The sequence below is a fragment of the Xenorhabdus sp. Sc-CR9 genome (genome assembly GCF_963897815.1).
Classification (GTDB): Bacteria; Pseudomonadota; Gammaproteobacteria; order Enterobacterales; family Enterobacteriaceae; genus Xenorhabdus.
This window is the reverse complement of sequence record NZ_CAWQTY010000129.1, coordinates 22,176-41,600: the sequence shown is the minus strand read 5'-3', so window position 1 is coordinate 41,600 and position 19,425 is coordinate 22,176. Positions and strand designations below refer to the sequence as shown.

General features: G+C 41.8%; 15 protein-coding genes. 13 read left to right on the top strand and 2 right to left on the bottom strand.

Annotated elements, in window-relative coordinates; genetic code table 11:
• Positions 1-79: 79 nt before the first annotated feature.
• On the bottom strand, positions 80-1,366 hold the full coding sequence (locus tag AACQ81_RS06385; RefSeq protein WP_237386657.1) for an MFS transporter: 1,287 nt from the start codon (positions 1,364-1,366) through the stop codon (positions 80-82).
• Between the two features lie 331 nt (positions 1,367-1,697).
• Here AACQ81_RS06385 and AACQ81_RS06380 point away from each other — a divergent pair, with 331 nt between their 5' ends.
• Positions 1,698-2,879, top strand: coding sequence for a Cmx/CmrA family chloramphenicol efflux MFS transporter (locus tag AACQ81_RS06380; protein ID WP_237386656.1), 1,182 nt, complete (start codon positions 1,698-1,700; stop codon positions 2,877-2,879).
• Between the two features lie 87 nt (positions 2,880-2,966).
• Positions 2,967-4,022, top strand: coding sequence for a DNA polymerase IV (gene dinB / locus AACQ81_RS06375; RefSeq protein WP_237386655.1), 1,056 nt, complete (start codon positions 2,967-2,969; stop codon positions 4,020-4,022).
• A gap of 110 nt (positions 4,023-4,132) precedes the next feature.
• Here dinB and pepD read toward each other — a convergent pair whose 3' ends face one another.
• A complete protein-coding gene (gene pepD / locus AACQ81_RS06370; protein ID WP_237386654.1) occupies positions 4,133-5,593 on the bottom strand; it encodes a beta-Ala-His dipeptidase in 1,461 nt (486 codons plus the stop codon).
• A gap of 260 nt (positions 5,594-5,853) precedes the next feature.
• Between pepD and gpt the strand changes: the two genes are divergently transcribed.
• From gpt to alaS, 11 genes are all read left to right on the top strand, one after another.
• On the top strand, positions 5,854-6,315 hold the full coding sequence (gpt, locus tag AACQ81_RS06365; protein WP_237386653.1) for a xanthine phosphoribosyltransferase: 462 nt from the start codon (positions 5,854-5,856) through the stop codon (positions 6,313-6,315).
• Positions 6,316-6,330: 15 nt separating this feature from the next.
• Positions 6,331-7,578, top strand: coding sequence for an esterase FrsA (gene frsA, locus AACQ81_RS06360; RefSeq protein ID WP_237386652.1), 1,248 nt, complete (start codon positions 6,331-6,333; stop codon positions 7,576-7,578).
• Between the two features lie 72 nt (positions 7,579-7,650).
• Positions 7,651-8,052 (top strand): sigma factor-binding protein Crl, encoded by a 402-nt coding sequence (gene crl, locus AACQ81_RS06355; protein WP_237386651.1) that lies wholly within the window; start codon positions 7,651-7,653, stop codon positions 8,050-8,052.
• Between the two features lie 163 nt (positions 8,053-8,215).
• Positions 8,216-9,319 (top strand): glutamate 5-kinase, encoded by a 1,104-nt coding sequence (gene proB, locus AACQ81_RS06350; protein ID WP_237386674.1) that lies wholly within the window; start codon positions 8,216-8,218, stop codon positions 9,317-9,319.
• Positions 9,320-9,348: 29 nt separating this feature from the next.
• Positions 9,349-10,602 carry a glutamate-5-semialdehyde dehydrogenase gene (proA, locus tag AACQ81_RS06345; protein ID WP_237386650.1) on the top strand — a complete coding sequence of 418 codons (1,254 nt, stop codon included), beginning with the start codon at positions 9,349-9,351 and terminating at the stop codon, positions 10,600-10,602.
• Positions 10,603-10,774: 172 nt separating this feature from the next.
• Positions 10,775-11,305, top strand: coding sequence for a shikimate kinase AroL (gene aroL / locus AACQ81_RS06340; protein ID WP_237386649.1), 531 nt, complete (start codon positions 10,775-10,777; stop codon positions 11,303-11,305).
• Positions 11,306-11,430: 125 nt separating this feature from the next.
• Positions 11,431-13,578, top strand: coding sequence for a bifunctional acyl-ACP--phospholipid O-acyltransferase/long-chain-fatty-acid--ACP ligase (gene aas, locus AACQ81_RS06335; RefSeq protein WP_237386648.1), 2,148 nt, complete (start codon positions 11,431-11,433; stop codon positions 13,576-13,578).
• A 4-nt stretch (positions 13,579-13,582) separates the two neighbouring features.
• Positions 13,583-14,779 carry a lysophospholipid transporter LplT gene (lplT, locus tag AACQ81_RS06330; protein ID WP_237386647.1) on the top strand — a complete coding sequence of 399 codons (1,197 nt, stop codon included), beginning with the start codon at positions 13,583-13,585 and terminating at the stop codon, positions 14,777-14,779.
• Between the two features lie 25 nt (positions 14,780-14,804).
• Positions 14,805-15,308 carry a nicotinamide-nucleotide amidase gene (pncC, locus tag AACQ81_RS06325; protein WP_237386646.1) on the top strand — a complete coding sequence of 168 codons (504 nt, stop codon included), beginning with the start codon at positions 14,805-14,807 and terminating at the stop codon, positions 15,306-15,308.
• A gap of 103 nt (positions 15,309-15,411) precedes the next feature.
• Positions 15,412-16,488 carry a recombinase RecA gene (gene recA / locus AACQ81_RS06320; protein ID WP_237386645.1) on the top strand — a complete coding sequence of 359 codons (1,077 nt, stop codon included), beginning with the start codon at positions 15,412-15,414 and terminating at the stop codon, positions 16,486-16,488.
• Positions 16,489-16,792: 304 nt separating this feature from the next.
• Entirely contained in the window at positions 16,793-19,420 is a 2,628-nt protein-coding gene (gene alaS / locus AACQ81_RS06315) for an alanine--tRNA ligase (protein ID WP_237386644.1), read from the top strand.
• The last annotated feature ends 5 nt before the right edge of the window (positions 19,421-19,425 follow it).

The following is a 19,425-nucleotide window of genomic DNA, read 5'->3' as shown; positions in this document are numbered from 1 at the left end:
TTAATACTGAATAATAAAAAACTGCCTGTAATTTTATATAAAACAGGCGGTTTTTACCGAAACAGAAAGTGAATGTTATTTATGATTTTTTTATTCCCTCGGAATAGTAAGCTTCAGGGTAAATCTTACCGTAATAACCCTCTAATTGAGATTCTGACATTTTTGATATCTCTACGTATTTGGGTGAGAATAAAACAAAAAATGACATTAATCCCATTAAAGCTGAAAATCCAAGTAACAAAATTCTTATATCATAGCTTTCCACAATATATGTTGCAGATATCATGCCTAACGGAATTGATACAATGCAAATGGCAAGGAATTTAGACTCCATTGTATTGCGATACGACTCTGGTGTAGCCAGGCATCTAATTGAAGTTGTGTTTATATTATAAATAACTAAACCCACTCCACTAATTAACATATAACAGCATAATTGAAATAATGATGTTGCAGTTGATATTCCAGCTATGCAAAGAGCCATAGTTAATGCAGAAATAAAGGCAGTATGAGCTTTACAAAATATCTTATTTATATATTTAATGACAATGGTACTGCCAATCATCATGCCTATGCCAAATGTTGCTTCGGCTATTCCTACCTGTAGGGCACTTAGTTTAAACTCATTTATAATGATAATGATAATGATAATGATAATGATAATGATAATGGGAATAATATAGGCGACTAAAGGAACAATAGTGAAATTAAAAAACGAAGAAACAATCACTAAAGTTGCTTCTGTCGGATTTTTGGTGATGATTTTAAGGCTCCCGACATTACTTTTATGAGAGTGTGATGGTTTTTCTTTTTGTTGATTTTTTATGAAATAAAAACCAAGAATTGATGAAAGGGACATTAAAGAAATAAAAGCTAACGCCCCATTCATATTTAAATAATGTATTACGATCCCGGATATTGCAGGGCCAAGTATGATATTAACAGAGTTAACAATACCTCTATATTTAAATGCGGATTCTAGCTTATTGGTATCGCTTATTTCTGGAAGAATGCTGGTGCCGATGGGTTGAATGAGTATGGCTGAAATTGAGGAAAAAATGTATATAATTCCTAATGGTAGATATAGATTGCTATCTATAAAATTAGAAATTATGAAAAGTAAGGAGGTTGGGGTAATGCAAAATAAGATTATATTTTTTTTATTGAACCTATCACCGAGATTACTCATGAATATCAAGAATAAGACTTGCAAAAGCCAAGATGAAAAAATAAACCATCCAAGTTGAAAATCCAGATTTAATATTTCAATCATCCACCATGAGAATAGCATGCCAAACGCTCTTGTAGAGGATGTGAATAAAATATCAGATATTTGATATAAGAAAAATGAAATATTATTTTTCATTACTACCCTTATTTTTATTAATAATCATGTTTATTGATAAATCACATTAATGATACATATTAAATTCACTTATGTCACTTTTATATTGGGTCAGAGTGAAAGGTTTGATTGGTTATTTATTGCTTTTGTGGATTAAGATTCTAATAATGTAACATAGTGCGAATTTTTATATTGACATGTAAGTTGGTTAGGTCTATCTCCATACTTTTTTCTGTTATTGGCATTTAAATTAATCATTAAATTGATTTATTGAACGTTTGTGTTGTAATTTATTCATCAATGATAATTTATATCTGTATTGCATTAATCACTAAGGAATCGGGAGCTTACTATGTCTGTTATGAATGCCACGCAACTGAGACTTCCTTTTGCTGTGTATTTACTGGGTTTAAGTTTATTTGCAATGGGAAGTTCAGAATTTTTGATTGCGGGGGTATTACCCAAGATAGCGGAAGATTTGCAAGTTTCTCTGCCATCCGCCGGTATGTTGATTTCTGCATTTGCAGTAGGGGTGTTGTTTGGTGCCCCTCTATTGGCAATGGCAACATTGCGCTGGCCGAGACGCACAACATTGTTAGTCAGTCAGGTTCTGTTTGTTGCTGCAACAGCAATTGGTATGCTTTCTCCCGGTTATTGGCCATTATTAATTGCTCGCGTAGTCAGTGGTGTTGCTTATGCAGGATTCTGGGCTGTTGCGGCGACTACAGCGGTGAATTTAGTCACTCAGGATCGTACTGCGAGAACGCTGGCTGTTGTTGTCAGTGGTTTGAGTTTGGCAATGGTTGTAGGTGGGCCATTAGGAACAGTTATCAGTGATATCGCGGGTTGGCGTGCAGGGTTTTGGGCTGTTGCAGTAGCTACATCAATCACAGCAATCGCATTATGGTTTATGTTACCTGATACGCAACAGAATGAAGGAGATATTCCGGTATTAGAGGCTGAATTAAAGGTGGTGGCGCAGCCAAAATTATGGGTTGCTTATACAACGACAATCCTGACAACAGCAGCTTATATGGCAACGTTTGGTTATCTGGGCGCTTTGTTGATTGATGTCAGCAAGTTGATGGTGAATTGGATTCCGGCTGTTTTGGCGCTTTTTGGTATCGGTGCTTTTATTGGATTGAGCATTGGTGGGCGTACAGCAGATAAATATCCCTTCAAAACGTTATTGCTTGGCATCTTTGGCATGATTATCACTTCGGTTGCGCTGGCATTGGTGGCTCATGATGCGGTGGTCACCATTTGTTTAGTATTTTTGCTGGGAATATTTGGGTTTGTTGTAAATCCGGCAGCCATGAATAGGGTTTACACCATAGCCGCGGAAGCTCCCACGTTAGCAGGAGCAACCAATGTCTCTGCATTCCAGTTGGGGATCACATTAGCCCCTTTATTGGGGGGATTAGCAATCAGCGCCGGATACGGTTTACCTTCCATTGGTTGGGTTGGCGCATTCCTTGCTATGGCGGCATTGGTGCCAGTTTTAGTGGATATGTGTTTGCATTCAGAAAAATAAATTTGCTTAAAATTTTCTGAAAAAAGGGGCTAGAGTTTCATGATCTCTTTCTGTATATTCATACAGTGTTTTGATATGGGGGATCTGATGCGCAAAATTATTCATGTTGATATGGACTGCTTTTTTGCTGCCATTGAAATGCGGGATAATCCATCATTTAGCAATATTCCTATTGCAGTAGGCGGAAGTGCTGATCGGCGGGGAGTAATCAGTACAGCAAATTATCTCGCCCGCCATTTTGGGGTACATAGCGCGATGTCTACTGCCATGGCTCTAAAACTTTGCCCTCAATTGAAAGTCATCCCGGGAAGGATGGCGCTTTATAAAGACGTATCTCAACATATTCGCCAAATTTTTTCCCGTTATACTGAACTGATTGAACCTCTTTCTCTGGATGAGGCGTATTTGGATGTTACGGATTGTCACCATTGCCACGGCTCCGCCACGTTGATTGCTCAGGAAATCCGTCAGATAATTTTTGATGAGTTAACATTAACCGCCTCCGCAGGCATTGCTCCGATCAGGTTTTTAGCTAAGATTGCGTCTGATATCAATAAACCTAATGGTCAATATGTTATCTCTCCTGAAAATGTAGACACTTTTGTTAAGTCATTACCATTACGCAAAATTCCCGGGGTTGGAAAAGTCACGGCCAAGCGTCTGTCAGATATGGGGCTGGAAACCTGTTCTGATGTTCAGCAATACGATAAATTGTCATTAATTAAAAGATTGGGCAAATTTGGTCTGGCACTTTGGGATCGCTGCCACGGTATCGATGAGCGGCAAATTACACCTGAACGTTTGCGTAAATCTATTGGGGTGGAAAAAACTTTGGCGCAGGATATTCATGAATGGGGTGAATGTGTTGAATTAATCGAAAAACTTTATCCTGAGCTGGAAAGACGATTGGAAAAAGTTAAACCTGATCTTCGGATTGCTCGTCAGGGAATTAAATTAAAGTTTGACGATTTTCAATTGACGACACAAGAGCATGTCCATCCTTTGTTGGATAAGTCTGATCTGATTAAAGTCGCAAGACAGGCTTGGGATATGCGAAGAGAAGGGAGAGGCGTCAGGTTAGTCGGGATACATGTTACATTGCAAAGCCCACAGTTGGAACGGCAGCTTTTATTAGAGTGGTAAGCCCAAAATGGCAAAACCGATGCGGTATGTGATGTAAAAAAGGATCTCTCCCACACTGCCTGCCGTGGGAGAGATAGTGTAGTTTTATTGCTTTCTACGGTTGTTAAGTATCACTCTTTAACCGGAATAGATTTCAGAATAGCGGTGAGTAATTGCCAGTATTGACCAACACTCTTAATGTGAACTTTTTCATCAGGGGAGTGAGCGCCACGAATGGTCGGGCCAATGGAAACCATGTCCATATCAGGGTAAGGTTTTTTGAACAGGCCACATTCCAGACCCGCGTGAACTACCATGATATTTGGAGTTTTGTCAAAGAGTTGGTGATAAGTTTCACGAACTAAATGCATGACCGGAGAATTGGCATCAGGCTGCCAGCCCGGATAGCTACCACTTACCACTGTTTCTGCACCAGACAATTTCGCGAGAGAATGCAGCATGTCAACGACATAAATCTTACCGCTTTCAATCAGTGAACGAATCAGGCAAATAACTTCGGTTTTCTCTTCATCCATTGTCACAACTCCAACATTCAGAGAGGTTTCTACAACCCCTTTAACAACGTCACTCATACGAATAACGCCATTAGGCATAGCATTGAGCATGGATAAGAAACGAGTTTGGCAATCTTTCGTTAACGTCTGTGATGAGGTTTCGATTTCATCCAGTAAGAGCGTAAGATTAGTTTCAATTACCGAATATTCGTTTTTCAGTGTTTCCAGATAACTATCTTTCAACTGGTACAATTTTTCGAGTTTATCGGCAGGAACTGCAATGACAGTATAACCTTCACGAGGAATGGCGTTACGCAGAGTTCCACCTTGCAAATGGATTAATTTCATATCTAGATCATCGGCATGGGCTGAGAGGAAACGAGCCAATAATTTATTGGCATTACCGAGTCCCTGATGAATATTCCCACCAGAGTGACCGCCTTTTAATCCCTTAATTGTCAGTTTCAGGGTTTTGTAACCCTCCGGCAATGCTTTACGGGAAAGCACCAGAGTGGTGATAAAATCAATGCCACCAGCACAACCCATGTAGATTTCGCCTTCTTCTTCTGAATCGGTATTGATCAGAATGTCGGCCTGTAACCAGCCAGATTTAAGGCCAAATGCGCCATCCATGCCCGCTTCTTCAGTCATGGTCAATAAAACTTCCAATGGACCATGTTTGACTGATTCGTCTGCCAATACCGCCAGAGCAGAAGCCATACCAATACCGTTATCAGCTCCCAGCGTTGTACCATCTGCCGTGAGCCAATCTCCGTCAATATAAGGACGGATAGGATCTTTTATAAAATCATGCTGGGTATCATTGTCTTTCTGTGGAACCATATCAAGGTGTGCTTGAAGTACGACCGCCTTGCGGTTTTCCATCCCTTTTGAAGCGGGTTTTCTGATCAGAATATTACCGACTTCATCCCTCTCTACATGGAATCCTTTGTTTCTGGCCCACTCAATGATATGGGATGCCAGTGCTTCTTCATGATAAGACGGATGAGGGATAGAACAAATTTCGGCAAAAATATCCCATAGGGGTTGAGGGGTTAATGTTGATAATTCGGACACGGCGAATCTCCTGTAATGACATCTGGTGAGATGAAAATGGTAATTTTTGACACATTGGGGAGCTTTTGTCATTTAGCGTTAGCCCAATGCCCACTCCATGCCTGAGGATACCATTTTATTGCCTGCAATGCTTAGTCAGAATGAGGATTTACCTTGTTTTTACTGGTTTTTGTCTACTCAAATCACTATAATCTTGCGCAACCTTTTTCCCGCAAAAAAACGCTTTTTTGAAATATTATTAGTTTTCAGGATCAAATTTTATGAGTGAAAAATATGTTGTAACGTGGGATATGTTGCAAATACATGCACGTAAATTGGCGCAACGTTTACTTCCCGTAGAACAGTGGAAGGGTATCATCGCAGTTAGCCGTGGTGGCCTTGTGCCGGGAGCATTATTGGCTCGTGAATTAGGGATTCGCCATGTCGATACTGTTTGTATTTCCAGTTATGATCATAGTAATCAGCGTGAATTGACCGTATTGAAAAAAGCGGAAGGTGACGGTGAAGGCTTCATCGTTGTTGATGATTTGGTTGATACCGGTGGTACTGCGAAGGCAATTCGCGATATGTATCCTAAAGCCCATTTTGTAACTATTTTTGCGAAACCCGCTGGTCGCCCTCTTGTGGATGATTATGTTGTTGATATTCCGCAAAACACATGGATTGAGCAGCCATGGGATATGGGCGTAATGTTCATTCCACCTATTTGTGATGAGCAGTAAGATTTTTCTTTTGACATGACTAAAAAAAACCTTTCAGAATCGTTGTTTAAGCCGGGTTTTAAACATCGGGAAACCTCTACACTGGTAAAATTCACTCGCCCGCAGTCTGCAACTACCAGTGAGAATATGCTTGGTGGGGAGCGCCGTGAGCATTGGTATCGAATGATCGATTGGCTTGCTTGGATCTGGAGGGGAATAGATCCGCTGGAGATCCAAGAAGTTCTCAGCCGGATTGCTGTAACGGATGCCGAGCGCAGTACTGACCATCTGTTGGATACTGTGATCGGTTATCGCAAAGGAAACTGGGCATTTGAGTGGTCGCAACTTGCAATGTACTGGCAGCAAGAAGCATTGTGTGCCGAAGAGGCAGAACAAGCCGGAGCATGTTGGTTAAAGGCTTCGACTTTATATAGTATCGCGGCTTACCCTCATTTACACGGTGATGGGTTGGCAGCTCAAGCTATTGTGCTTGCCAATAAAGCGTATGAAAATGCAGCGCGATTTTCTGATTATGAATTGAAAAAGTTGGAATTTCAGTTAGAAGATGGCAAAAGTGTCACAGGTCTACTGCATATTCCTTCCCATGTTAAAGGGCCTTGCCCGACAATATTAGTCTGTGCCAGCCTTGATAATGTACAGAGTGATTGTTGGCGTCTATTCCGTGAACATTTTTCCCCCCTCGGCTTTGCTATGCTGACGCTGGATGTGCCTTCTGTAGGTTATTCTGCCAAATTTACATTAACGCAGGATACCTGTGCGCTTCATCAGAAAGTTTTGCAGCAATTGAATAGCGTACCGTGGATTGATCATACCTGTGTAGGCGTATTTGGTTTCCGTTTTGGGGCAAATATTGCTGTTCGCCTCGCCTATCTGGAACCAAAGTTGATTAAAGGGGTATCTGTAGTCGGGCCGATTGTGCATGAATTACTGCATGATGAAAAACTACAGCAGAAAATCCCGTCAATGTATATTGATGTATTGGCTAATCGTTTGGGTATCTACCATGTCGATGAAGAACGATTGCGTTCAGAGCTGAGTTGTTATTCGCTGAAAAATCAAGGTTTGCTTGGGCGTCGCTGTAGTGTCCCTATGTTGTCGGTATATTGGGAAGATGACATTTTCAGCCCAAGAAAAGACTCAAAATTGATTGCAATGTCATCAATAGATGGTTCGTTGAAGGCAATTCCTGCTAAGTCAATTTATGGTGGTTTCAATAAGGCGTTACACGAAATAAGTGTATGGCTGAAAGATAAAGTTTTATAAAATAAAATTTATTACTTGATATTTTTTAATCATTTGATACAAAGGTGATTCTGTATATAAGGAGACCTTTGTATGACTTTACCCGCAAGTTATTCTAAAAATAAGTTGTTAAAGCGTTTTTCTGCATTAGGGCCGTATGTACGTGAATTAAAATGCCAAAACGGTTATTTTTTCTTTGACTGTTTAGCTGTTTGTGTCAGTGCAAAAGTGGTGCCGGAAAAACGTGAATTTTGGGGATGGTGGTTAGAATTAGAAGAACAGGGACAGGGCTTTGTTTATAATTATCAGATAGGCTTATTTGATAAAAAAGGCGAATGGAATTCAATGAATATCAGAAAAAAGGCTGATCTTGAACACCTTGAATCAACTTTACAGGCATTCCATAAACGTTTGGCCGATTCTTTCGATACTCTCAAACTTATTTTGGTTCCATCTGAAAATACCATCACCCTCCAAACTCAAACCATGGTATGAGTCTTCTTTCTTTAAATTTTGCGTTATGCCAGTTGGCATAACGCTTCTCTCCTGTTAAAACTGAATATTGTTTTTTAACGGTTCGTCTTTTTAAGCGAATTGTTTTTTAAACATATTGTTTTTCTCAAATTTTTTTTCAAATAACTGTAATGGCAGAAATATGATGAATGGCAGCCAAACGTTGGTTGTGAAACTGGGGACGAGTGTATTGACCGGCGGCTCTCGTCGTTTGAATCGTGCCCACATTGTGGAATTGGTTCGCCAATGTGCTAAACAGCATGAAAAAGGCCACCGCATTATTATTGTAACTTCTGGCGCAATTGCGGCTGGACGTGAGCATTTAGGATATCCGGATCTTCCTGCAACAATTGCTTCAAAACAGTTGTTGGCAGCGGTTGGACAAAGTCGCTTGATTCAATTATGGGAACAGCTTTTCTCAATTTATGGTATTCATGTCGGTCAAATGTTGCTGACTCGTGCAGATTTGGAAGATCGTGAACGTTTTCTGAATGCGAGAGATACACTGCAAGCGTTGCTTGATAATCACATTGTTCCCATTATTAATGAAAATGATGCCGTTGCTACGGCAGAAATTAAAGTTGGTGACAATGATAATCTTTCTGCGTTGGCCGCCATTTTGGGCTGTGCGGATAAATTATTGCTCCTGACTGATATTGAAGGTCTTTATACTGCTGATCCTCGTAGTAACCCCGATGCAGAATTGATCGCAGAAGTGCATGACATCAGCGATGAGTTGAAAATGATGGCCGGAGACAGCGTTTCCGGTTTAGGTACGGGAGGAATGGCCACAAAGCTCCAGGCGGCAGGTGTGGCCGGGCGTGCGGGAATTGATGTTATTATCGCTGCTGGTGACAAGCCGGATGTGATTTCCGACGTTATTGAAGGAAAACCAGTTGGAACACGTTTTCATGGCTTGTCTAGCCCGATGGAAAACCGTAAGCGCTGGATTTTTGGAGCGCCTCCGGCTGGAGAAATCATTATTGACCATGGCGCAGAAACGGCCATTCTTCAGAAAGGCAGTTCTTTATTGCCAAAGGGGATCAAAAACGTCAAAGGTAATTTTTCCCGTGGTGAAGTTATTCGCATCCTCAGTTTATCCGGCAAGGATTTGGCTCATGGAGTTTGCCGTTATAATAGTGACGCTTTACGTTTGATAGCTGGGTATCATTCACAACAAATTAGCCAGATACTAGGTTATGAGTATGGCGCCGTTGCGGTTCACCGTGACGATTTGATCGTAAGTTAATTAATTGATCATGAGTTAAGGATTCCACCATGCTAGAACAGATGGGAAAAGCAGCCAAAGCAGCATCATGGCAATTGGCACAATTAAGTACCAGCCAGAAAAATCAGGCGTTGAATCACATTGCTGATTTGCTTGAAACAGAAAATGAAGTAATCCTTGCAGCCAATCAACAAGATATGGATCATGCTCGTGGGCAAAGCATGAGCGAAGCCCTACTTGATCGGTTACTGCTGACACCAGAACGGTTGAATGCCATTGCAAATGATGTACGTCAGGTCTGTCATTTGGCTGATCCGGTAGGGCAGGTTATTGATGGGCAGTTACTGGATAATGGATTGCAATTGAGCCGTCATCGGGTTCCTTTGGGTGTCATTGGCGTGATTTACGAAGCCCGTCCTAATGTGACCATTGATGTGGCATCACTGTGCCTGAAAACGGGTAATGCAGTAATACTGCGCGGTGGAAAAGAGACCCACCATACCAATCAGGCTATGGTTAAAGTTATTCAGCAAGCGTTGGAACAAAGTGGTTTACCTGCTGCGGCAGTTCAGTCTATCAATAGACCAGATCGTGAGCTGGTAGCTGAATTACTGAAAATGGATCGTTATGTAGATATGTTGATCCCGCGCGGTGGTGCTGGATTACATAAACTGTGTCGTGAACAATCTACGATCCCAGTGATTACTGGAGGCATTGGTGTTTGCCACACTTATGTAGATGAGAATATCAATACTGAAAAAGCATTAGAAATCATCACTAATGCGAAAGTTCAACGACCAAGTGCCTGTAATTCATTGGAAACCCTGTTGGTGAATGAGAAAATTGCAGCTGGTTTCCTGCCAATTCTGAGCACCAAAATGAAGGAACAGGGAGTGACACTACATGCGAGTGCATCAGCAATGGTATTGTTGAAAGATGGCCCAGCGACTGTCGTCGAAGTAGTGGAAGGGGATTACTGTGATGAATGGTTATCGCTGGATATGAATGTGGAGATTGTCAGCGATATCGATCAGGCTATCGATCATATCCGTACTTATGGTACTGCTCATTCTGATGCAATTTTGACTGAATCTTTGCGGCAGGCTGATTATTTTGTGCGTCATGTGGATTCTGCTGCTGTCTATGTGAATGCAAGCACTCGCTTTACTGATGGCGGTCAGTTTGGTTTAGGGGCTGAAGTGGCTGTCAGTACTCAGAAATTGCACTCCAGAGGCCCAATGGGGCTTGATGCTCTGACAACATATAAATGGATTGGCTATGGCGATTATTTACCCCGCCGCTAATCAAATTCTATTTTAATTAGAATTCATTCAACTATGTTGAGTCACACTTAATTTAGGTGTGACTTTTTGTTTGATGAAAAAATCATTTACATTATTTACATTAGTGTAAACTTTTAGTTACTATACTTTATATTTAAGCTTAATTTTATATCACCTTCAGGAAAACAACGAAATGAAACAGACTCTATTTATCGTAGGCGCACGAGGTGCAGGGAAGACGACAATAGGTAAGTTGTTGGCTGAAGCATTGTCGTACAAGTTTATTGACACTGATGACAGTATTCAAACCTCCAGTAAAATGACTATCTCCGATCTTGTTGAAGAACATGGCTGGGAATATTTCAGAAGAGTGGAAAGCCAGATATTGAAAACGGTTAGCCAAAATGAATGTACTATTTCAACGGGAGGGGGAATGGTATTGTCATCGGAAAATCGCCATTATATGCAACAAAATGGTATCGTGATTTATTTACAAGCATCCGCAGAAGTTTTAATCAAACGATTATCCCTCAACCCAGAAAACTCACAGCGCCCTAGCCTGACAGGGAAATCTATCATTGAAGAAATCGAGGGCATATTGGTTGAAAGAGAGCCATTATACCGTGAGTGTGCTGATTTCATTGTAGATGCCAGTTTAGCGACAGAAAATATCGTATCCAATATTAAGGATTATATTTTAACGCGAGAAAATAAACTAATTTGATATATTAAGGTATTTAAAGTTTATTTTTTATAGTGTGGGGAAATCTTATATATCAGGCTGCTTATACAAATTATAGTATTATCCTACTCACTTTAATTTTATTTAATTATATTTGAGATATGGATATGCTCTTAAATTTTATTCGGTTACTTGTTCGTGTACTTTTTAGGGTCACGGTAGAAGGTGATGATAAGCAGCTTAAACACCCTAAATGTATTATTACACCCAATCATATTTCGTTTCTGGATGGTCTTCTCATTGGCTTATTTCTTCCGGTAAAGCCTGTATTTGCTATCTACTCTAATATTACGGCCAGTCACTTTCTCAAATTCATCAAACTTTATGCGGATGTTGTCCCTTTAGATCCGACTAATCCGATGGCAGTGAGGACTCTGGTTAAAGAAGTAGAGAAAGGACGTCCCATCGTGATTTTTCCAGAAGGGCGGATCACTGTAACCGGCTCTCTAATGAAAATCTATGATGGTGCCGCTTTCATCGCGGCTAAATCAGGCGCAAAGGTGGTTCCTATCCGTATTGATGGTGCGGAACAAACCATTTTTGGTCGATTGAAAGGAATTATGAAACTGCACTGGTTCCCGAAAATCTCTATCAAAATCTTACCGGCCGTTGATTTGCCAATGCCTGATGCTCTCGATGCAACAACACGTCGTCGTTTAGCCGGAGAACGTCTCCATGCCATTATGATGGATGTGAGAATGCAAACGCGCCCAAAGGAAACATTGTTTAGTGCTTATTTGGCCTCGCAGAAACGTTTTGGTCGTTTTAAACCATGTATCGAAGATGTGAATTTCAAAGAAGATAACTATCATTCATTGCTGAAAAAAATATTGGGTGTCAGCCGAATTTTAGAACGCTTTACGAAAGAAGGTGAGCGAGTTGGTTTGCTATTGCCGAATGCGACTGTAATGGCAGCAGCTATATATGGTGCCTCCTTGAAAAAACGTGTGCCTGCACTGCTGAACTATACGGCAGGAAGTAATGGAATTAAAAATGCCATGCAGGCAGCAACCATAAAAACTATTATGACATCTCGTCAATTTCTGGCGAAAGGACAATTAACCCATTTGCCAGAACAGGTGGCAGAAGCTAATTGGGTATACCTCGAGGATTTGAAAGATACAATTACTCGGGAAGATAAGCGTTGGATATTGTGGCACTTGATTTTCCCTTCCAAGGCTATCATGGTTTCGCAGAAACCGGACGATGATGCCCTGATCCTGTTTACATCAGGTTCAGAAGGAGCGCCTAAGGGGGTTGTTCACAGCCATACCAGTTTATTGGCAAATGTTGAACAGATAAAAACGATTGCTGATTTTACTCCACAAGATCGTTTCATGTCTTCCTTACCATTGTTCCATGCTTTTGGTTTGACGGTAGGTCTACTTACTCCATTAATGACGGGAAGCCGTGTATTTCTTTACCCAAGCCCACTGCATTATCGTGTAGTGCCTGAGCTGGTTTATGATCGCAACTGTACTGTGCTGTTCGGTACTTCGACTTTCTTGGGAAATTATGCCCACTTTGCACATCCTTATGATTTTGCACGTTTACGCTATGTAGTCGCTGGCGCAGAAAAATTATCAGAAAACACTAAACGCGTTTGGCAGGATAAATTTGGTATCCGTATTCTGGAAGGTTATGGTGTGACCGAATGTGCGCCTGTTGTAGCAATCAATGTCCCGATGGCGGCAAAAACGGGAACAGTCGGACGGATTTTACCGGGTATGGAAGCTCGTTTACTGCCTGTTCAGGGGATTGAGGAAGGTGGACGCTTGCAGCTGCGCGGGCCGAACATCATGAAAGGTTATTTACGTGTCGAAGCGCCTGAACGTCTGGAACCGCCCTCAGCGGAAGATGCGGAAGGAAATATCCAAACGGGCTGGTATGACACTGGAGATATTATCTCTATTGATGACGAGGGTTTTTGTACGATAAAAGGACGTGTGAAGCGTTTTGCCAAACTGGCGGGGGAAATAGTTTCTCTCGAAGCAGTGGAACATATTGCATCATGCATTTCCACTGATGCGTTGCATGCAGCAACGGCCAAAAGCGATAAAAGTAAAGGAGAAGCACTGGTATTGTTCACGACCGATGCGAATTTGCATAGAAATGCAATGCTGGAAGTTGCCCGTAAAATAGGTATGCCAGAGTTGTCGGTTCCACGCGATATTCGTTATGTGAAGCAATTGCCTTTGCTTGGCAGCGGTAAGCCGGATTTTCTCACTCTAAGAAAGATGGCTGAACAGGAGTAAGGAAATGAATGGCACTATAGAAGCACAACCGCTGTTGAATCGGGGAATGAAAGCTGTATTGTTGTCGCAATTTTTTTCTGCTTTTGCCGACAATGCACTGTTTTTTACTATCTTGGCTCAATTGAAGGCTGAGGCTTATCCTGGCTGGAGTTTACCGGCCTTACAAATTGTCTTTGTACTAACTTATATAATGCTAGCACCTTTTGTGGGGCAAATTGCTGATCGGTTTTCAAAAGGGCGCGTTATGCTCTTCTCCAATGGTATCAAATTGCTTGGTGCCATTAGTATCTGTATCGATATGAATCCGTTCCTAGGGTATACCTTAGTGGGTATTGGTGCCGCAGCTTATTCTCCTGCTAAATATGGGATCTTGGGAGAACTGACAGACGGAGGGCGTTTGGTAAAAGCCAATGGCATGATGGAAGCGTCAACCATAGCCGCTATCTTAATTGGCGCGGTCGCTGGTGGTTTCCTTTCTGACTTTAGTCTGATAATGGCATTGGGGCTTTGCGCTCTGCTGTATAGTGCGGCAGTTGTAGCCAATTTCTATATTCCTCGTTTGGCGGCCGCACGTCAGGGAAAAGGCTGGAATCCTAAAAAGATGCTGGTGGACTTTATGGAGGTCTGTGTCTCGCTTTGGCGTAATCAAGAAACACGGTTTTCACTGGTTGGAACCAGCTTATTTTGGGGAGCAGGTGTCACACTGCGACTGCTTCTGATTGCTTGGGTTCCTGTTGTACTGGGAGTTGAAGGAAATACAACACCTACATTGATGAATGCGGTGGTTGCGATTGGTATCATTCTCGGTGCGGGAGCCGCTGCGCGGCTGATTACGTTGAAGACTGTCCGCCGCTGTATGCCTGCGGGTATTTTAATTGGCTTCATGATTATTCTTTTTGTCACACAGCAATCAATATGGCTTTCTTATCTAATTTTGGTTGTCCTCGGTGTATTTGGTGGACTTTTTGTCGTTCCACTAAATGCGTTATTGCAGGAACATGGAAAACATACCATGGGCGCGGGTAAAGCTGTTGCTGTGCAAAATCTTGGTGAAAATAGTGCCATGTTGGTTATGCTGGGGTTGTATCTGGTTTCCATGTGGTTTGGGGCATCGGTCGTTGCTGTTGGCATTGGCTTCGGTATCTCGCTCTCTTTGGCAATAGGCGGATTATGGATTTGGGATATGCTTCGGAAAAATTAATTTCTTATAGAGTTGAAGGCTTGTTATGGGTGAAAAAATCCTGAATCAGCTTAGTATTGAACTGAGTGATAAATTAAAACAGAAGAAACTATCTATAACCTGTGCAGAATCCTGCACAGGAGGCTGGATTGCCAAAGTGATCACAGATATTGCGGGAAGTTCAGCCTATTTTAATCGTGGATTCGTGACATACAGTAATGATGCCAAGTATGAAATGTTAGGGGTTTCACTGGACTCATTGGCACAATTTGGGGCAGTAAGTGAACAAGTTGTAAAAGAGATGGCTACGGGGGCGTTAAAAGTTGCCAAAGCGGATTTTGCTATTGCTGTCAGTGGCATTGCCGGACCAGACGGAGGCAGTGAAGAAAAACCGACTGGCACGGTTTGGTTTGGGTTTGCCTTCTATGTTAATGAGAATATACAGGTTTTGACATATCGTCAGCATTTTGCGGGTGATCGCAAAGCCGTGCGTTTGCAGGCTGTTATTTTTTCTTTAAAAAAATTGCTGACAGAAATCACAAAAAATTAGCTTGATGCTGTATGATTATACAGTATAATCATACAGCACTTTGGTATCAGAAACAGTTTATCAGCAGTGGGGCAGCCCCTTCATTGCTTGCGAAGGAGTAAACATGGCTAACGATGAAAACAAACAAAAAGCACTAGCAGCAGCATTGGGTCAGATTGAGAAACAATTTGGTAAAGGTTCCATTATGCGTTTGGGTGAAAATCGCTCAATGGATGTTGAAACCATCTCTACCGGTTCTCTGTCACTGGATATTGCGTTAGGCGCAGGTGGCCTGCCAATGGGTCGTATCGTTGAGATATACGGGCCTGAGTCTTCCGGGAAGACGACACTGACATTGCAAGTGATTGCAGCTGCTCAGCGTGAAGGCCGGACGTGTGCTTTTATTGATGCCGAACATGCCCTTGATCCAGTTTATGCCAAAAAGCTGGGTGTAGATATTGATAATCTGTTGTGTTCTCAGCCTGATACAGGTGAGCAGGCATTGGAAATTTGTGATGCTTTATCACGTTCCGGTGCGGTTGATGTCATCATTGTTGACTCTGTTGCGGCATTGACACCAAAAGCAGAGATTGAAGGTGAAATCGGTGATTCTCATATGGGGCTGGCAGCACGTATGATGAGTCAGGCTATGCGTAAGCTGGCGGGTAATTTGAAAAACTCGAATACCCTGTTGATTTTTATCAATCAGATCCGTATGAAAATAGGTGTGATGTTTGGTAACCCTGAAACTACGACTGGTGGTAATGCACTGAAATTCTACGCATCTGTTCGCTTGGATATTCGTCGTACTGGCTCCGTGAAAAATGGCGATGAGGTTGTTGGTAGCGAAACCCGTGTGAAAGTGGTCAAAAACAAAGTTGCAGCACCATTTAAACAGGCTGAATTCCAAATCCTTTATGGCGAAGGTATCAACACTCTCGGCGAGTTGATCGACCTCGGTGTTAAACACAAGATGGTGGAAAAAGCGGGTGCATGGTATAGCTATAACGGTGATAAAATTGGGCAAGGTAAAGCTAATGCCACTATTTATCTGAAAGAGCATCCAGAAGCTGCGGCTGAGTTGAACAAAAAACTTCGTGATCTGTTGTTGCATAATACAGGAGATTTCAGCAGTGCAGCTTCAGACTATGTGACAGATTACGAAGATAATGCTGAAGAAGTGAAAAACGAAGAATTCTAATTTCTTCTCAATCGTAATTTTGTTTTTTAAAACCACATCTATATCGGGTGTGGTTTTTGTTTTTAATGAGGAAATAAACATTCTTGAAATAGGCGTATCGAAACTGGCTTAACGAACAGACTTTCAGAAAATGCCCAGACGAATTACAATGCTGAAAAGCGAATGGATTTATATGGGATTTTACTTCTTACGGAAGACACTCTATCTTAACCCTATTTTAATTTATTCGTGAGTTGAAATGGTAATGCGTTATACCATCTCAACCATTCACACATCTGTTTTTCAGCTTGATTTCGGGACAATTATGAGCAAAAGCACCGCTGAGATCCGTCAAGCGTTTCTTGACTTTTTTCATACTAAAGGCCACCAAGTAGTACCGAGTAGTTCGCTGGTGCCAAACAATGATCCAACATTGTTGTTCACCAATGCAGGGATGAACCAGTTCAAAGATGTATTTCTAGGATTGGATAAAAGGCCTTATTCTAGAGCAACAACGTCTCAGCGCTGTGTTCGTGCTGGCGGTAAGCATAACGATTTAGAAAATGTGGGTTATACAGCCCGTCATCACACTTTCTTCGAAATGTTGGGTAACTTCAGTTTCGGTGACTATTTTAAACAAGATGCAATCAAATACGCATGGGAACTGTTGACCAGCGAAAAATGGTTTAATCTGCCAAAAGAAAAACTGTGGGTTACTGTCTATGAGACAGACGATGAAGCCTATGATATTTGGCATAAAGAAGTCGGTGTTCCAGCAGAAAGAATTATTCGTATTGGCGATAATAAAGGTGCCTCTTATGCGTCAGATAACTTCTGGCAAATGGGTGATACCGGTCCTTGTGGACCTTGCACCGAAATTTTTTATGATCACGGTGAACATATTTGGGGTGGCCCTCCAGGAAGTCCAGAAGAAGACGGTGACAGATATATTGAAATTTGGAACATCGTTTTCATGCAATTCAACCGTCATGCTGATGGTATGATGGAACCGCTGCCAAAACCTTCAGTTGATACTGGAATGGGACTGGAGCGCATCGCAGCAGTTTTGCAACACGTCAACTCCAACTACGAGATTGACCTATTTCAACGTTTAATTGCTTCGGTTGCAGAAGTAACAGAATCGACAGATTTTACCAATAAATCTCTGCGTGTTGTTGCAGACCATATCCGTGCATGTGCATTCTTAATTTGTGATGGTGTCATTCCATCCAATGAAAACCGTGGATATGTACTTCGCCGCATCATTCGCCGTGCAGTTCGCCATGGTAACATGCTGGGAGCAAAAGAAGCTTTCTTCTATAAACTCGTTGCACCATTAATCAATATCATGGATGCAGCTGGTGAGGAGCTAAAACAACAGCAGGCTTTGGTTGAGCAGGTATTGAAAACAGAAGAAGAACAATTCGCCCGTACTTTAGAACGAGGTTTGCAGCTTCTGGATGACGAGTTGTCTAAATTATCTGGTGATATTCTCGACGGTGAAGCCGCTTTCCGTTTGTATGACACTTATGGATTCCCTGTTGACCTTACTGCGGATGTTTGCCGTGAGCGTAACATCAAAGTGGATGAGGCTGGTTTTGATTTGGCTATGGAAAACCAGCGCCGCCGTGCTCGTGAATCCAGCGGTTTTGGTACAGATTACAATGGATTAATCAAAGTCGACGGCCAAAGTGATTTTTGTGGTTATGAACATAATTCTCAGCAGGCTGTTGTTATTGCCATCTTCCGTAATGGTGAGTCTGTTGAACAAATTCATGCAGGTGAAGAAGCGATCGTTATACTTGATAAAACGGCTTTCTATGCTGAATCTGGTGGACAGATTGGTGATACGGGTAATTTATTGAATGGCAATGGTGTATTTGAAGTCCTCGATACACAGAAATATGCTCAGGCAATTGGTCATGTTGGTAAATTGATAAGTGGCACTTTAAGCGTTAATCATACTGTTAATGCTGAAATTGATGTGGTACGTAGAGGTGAGATCCGTTTGAACCACTCTGCGACTCATTTATTACATTCAGCATTACGGCAAATTTTGGGAGAGCATGTTGCCCAGAAAGGTTCTTTGGTTAATGATAAGTACTTGCGTTTTGACTTCTCTCATTTTGAAGCAATGCAACCAGAACAGATCCGTCAGGTAGAAAACTTGGTGAATGAAGAAATTCGCAAAAACTCACCAATTGTTACAGACCTAATGGAACTGGAAGAAGCAAAGTCTAAAGGTGCCATGGCGTTGTTTGGTGAGAAGTATGATGAGAAAGTACGAGTACTGAGCATGGGCAGTTTTTCTACCGAGCTATGTGGTGGTACTCATGCGAGCCGTACTGGTGATATTGGGTTATTCCGTATATCCAGTGAGTCAGGTACAGCTGCAGGAATTCGGCGCATCGAAGCTACTACAGGGCAAACCTCGTTGAATACAATCTATCAGCAAACTGATTTACTGCAAGATATTGCTCATTTAGTGAAAAGTGATATCAGCAGCCTGAATGATAAAGTGAAAACGACACTAGACAGAACGAAACAGTTGGAAAAAGAGTTGCAACAATTGAAATCTCAGCAGGCAGCTCAGGAAAGTTCTTCTCTAGCAAATCAGGCTAAAGAAATTCAAGGTGTTCGTTTGTTGGTAACGCAGTTAGGTGATGTTGAGCCGAAAATGCTCAGGACGATGGTTGATGATCTGAAAAACCAATTAGGATCAGCAATTATTGTGCTTTCTACAGTGACTGGTGATAAAGTCAGCCTAATTGTTGGTATAACAAAGGATTTGACTGCTAGAATAAAAGCAGGTGATTTAATCTCTTTTGTTGCCCAACAAGTTGGGGGTAAAGGAGGAGGGCGTCCTGATCTGGCACAGGCTGGTGGAACGGATGTAGTTGCTCTACCTTCAGCATTGGCTAGTATAGAAGAGTGGGTAGCACTGCGGTTATAGTTGGT

Bases quoted from the DNA above. Each gene is read 5' to 3' on its own strand.
- alaS (WP_237386644.1), top strand. From the start codon at position 16,793: ATGAGCAAAAGCACCGCTGAGATCCGTCAAGCGTTTCTTGACTTTTTT.
- AACQ81_RS06380 (WP_237386656.1), top strand. From the start codon at position 1,698: ATGTCTGTTATGAATGCCACGCAACTGAGACTTCCTTTTGCTGTGTAT.
- aroL (WP_237386649.1), top strand. From the start codon at position 10,775: ATGAAACAGACTCTATTTATCGTAGGCGCACGAGGTGCAGGGAAGACG.
- pncC (WP_237386646.1), top strand. From the start codon at position 14,805: ATGGGTGAAAAAATCCTGAATCAGCTTAGTATTGAACTGAGTGATAAA.
- gpt (WP_237386653.1), top strand. From the start codon at position 5,854: ATGAGTGAAAAATATGTTGTAACGTGGGATATGTTGCAAATACATGCA.
- recA (WP_237386645.1), top strand. From the start codon at position 15,412: ATGGCTAACGATGAAAACAAACAAAAAGCACTAGCAGCAGCATTGGGT.
- aas (WP_237386648.1), top strand. From the start codon at position 11,431: ATGCTCTTAAATTTTATTCGGTTACTTGTTCGTGTACTTTTTAGGGTC.
- lplT (WP_237386647.1), top strand. From the start codon at position 13,583: ATGAATGGCACTATAGAAGCACAACCGCTGTTGAATCGGGGAATGAAA.
- dinB (WP_237386655.1), top strand. From the start codon at position 2,967: ATGCGCAAAATTATTCATGTTGATATGGACTGCTTTTTTGCTGCCATT.
- proB (WP_237386674.1), top strand. From the start codon at position 8,216: ATGAATGGCAGCCAAACGTTGGTTGTGAAACTGGGGACGAGTGTATTG.
- crl (WP_237386651.1), top strand. From the start codon at position 7,651: ATGACTTTACCCGCAAGTTATTCTAAAAATAAGTTGTTAAAGCGTTTT.
- frsA (WP_237386652.1), top strand. From the start codon at position 6,331: ATGACTAAAAAAAACCTTTCAGAATCGTTGTTTAAGCCGGGTTTTAAA.
- AACQ81_RS06385 (WP_237386657.1), bottom strand. From the start codon at position 1,366: ATGAAAAATAATATTTCATTTTTCTTATATCAAATATCTGATATTTTA.
- proA (WP_237386650.1), top strand. From the start codon at position 9,349: ATGCTAGAACAGATGGGAAAAGCAGCCAAAGCAGCATCATGGCAATTG.